The following is a 1,626-nucleotide window of genomic DNA, read 5'->3' as shown; positions in this document are numbered from 1 at the left end:
GGGCGTTTGAAATTCCCAGGGCTCTCCATTTATCCGGACCGAGCGTTGGACTTCTGCGGATGGATAATCACCGAGCAGGGAAGCACTACCCAAGGTCACTCGGGGAGTTTCAATCCTGGTTTCGAACCGATGCCGACTGCCTGGACTACCTCGAGTGGCTGCGCTGGCCCACGGGTTTTGTCTGCCCGGCTTGTCAGGGGCCTGACGGCTGGCGACTGGGCGACGGGCGATTCAAGTGCGCCGCGTGCGGCGCCCGAAGCTCAGTCACCGCCGGAACGATCTTCGACCGCACGCGCACGCCGCTGACCTTGTGGTTCACCGCCTGCTGGCTGTTCGCCACCGGCAAGGACGGGATCGCTGCGCTGAGTCTGAAGCGCACCCTCGACGTCGGTTCCTACCAGACCGTTTGGGCGATGCTTCATCGGCTGAGGGCCGTGCTCGTTCGCCCCGGGCGCGAACGCCTGGTCGGTACTGTGGAGGTCGACGAGACTTACATCGGCGGGCGAGATCCTGGGGTAGGTCGCGGCAAAGGCAGGGGCGACAAGGTCTTGACGGGCATCGCGGTGGAGATCAAGGAGCCCCGCGGCTACGGCCGATGCAGGCTCGCGCCGCTGGCCGACGCCTCGGCTGCATCGCTGCGCGCCTTCGTCTCCGATCACGTCGAGCCAGGCGCCACGGTCATCACGGACGGCTGGAAAGGCTACCTTGGGCTGGACCGACGCGGCTACACCCATGAAGCACGCAGTCAGCGCGCGGCCCGGCTTCGGGGCGATGGGCAGGCTGCGGAGCTGTTGGCTGCCGTCCATCGAGTCGCGTCACTGGCCAAGCGGTGGATTCTCGGCACCCACCAAGGTGCCATCGACCAAGCGCATCTGCACGAGTACCTCAACGAGTTCGTGTTCCGCTTCAACCGGCGGCACTCCCGCAGCCGGGGAATGGTGTTCTACCGAGTGCTCGAGCTTGCGGTGCGGCACGCGCCCGTGCGCTACGCAGACATCACCGCGGGCCATCGGCCGCGCAAGACGCCACCGACGCCACCCTCCTCGCGCGGCAAGCCGGTCAGCCTCGACCGCAAAGCGGCCGGTCGACCATGGCGGTCCAGTTAAATGGAGAGCCCTGGGAATTTCAAACGCCCTCGGCAAGGCCTGTGGAGGCCATGGGACCCGGGTGTGGACCCGGATACGGGGCGGTTGCGGCGGCATGAAGTGTCAGGGGTGGGTGCCGGCGCCCTCGCGTGGGTCGGGTTCGGCAGGTGCGTGATCGTTCACAAGGGCTGATCGCTGCCTCGACCTTGGCGTTGGGCGTGGGTCTTGCGGCCTCGCGCCGCCATGGCGCGCAGCGCCGCCCCGGCTGCGCATGGCGTTGCAGCCCGGGACGTCATGCTTGCGCCGGCCGGCGCAGCTCAGTCAGGGATGTCTTGCCCCGCCTCGCGCGCTCGCCCCAGGGGCGGTGGCGGCGGATCGATCCCCAGGTGAGTCAGGGTCTTCTCCATCGCCAGGCGTTCCACGACGGCGGCGATGATCTTCAGCTCCCCGGCGCCGCAGTTCGGGCAGTGCCGCATGTCGATGTCGAAGACCCGCTTGAGCAGCCGCGCCCAGCCGATGCGGTGCGGCCGGGCCTGGTCCT

Annotated in this window: 2 pseudogenes; one reads left to right on the top strand and one right to left on the bottom strand. The window is 68.0% G+C overall.

Annotated features, from left to right (window positions below):
* Positions 1–59: 59 nt before the first annotated feature.
* A pseudogene (locus tag ACOVRJ_RS21490) lies at positions 60–998 on the top strand (IS1595 family transposase); the annotation flags it as partial.
* Between the two features lie 404 nt (positions 999–1,402).
* Here the strand turns inward: ACOVRJ_RS21490 and ACOVRJ_RS21485 are convergent.
* Positions 1,403–1,626 (bottom strand): annotated as a pseudogene (locus ACOVRJ_RS21485) (hypothetical protein); the annotation flags it as partial.

The organism is Roseateles sp., from assembly GCF_049240545.1.
In the GTDB taxonomy this organism is placed as follows: domain Bacteria; phylum Pseudomonadota; class Gammaproteobacteria; order Burkholderiales; family Burkholderiaceae_C; genus Paucibacter_A.
Note: the sequence above shows the minus strand (reverse complement) of the source record. Positions and strands in the feature narration are given on the sequence as shown.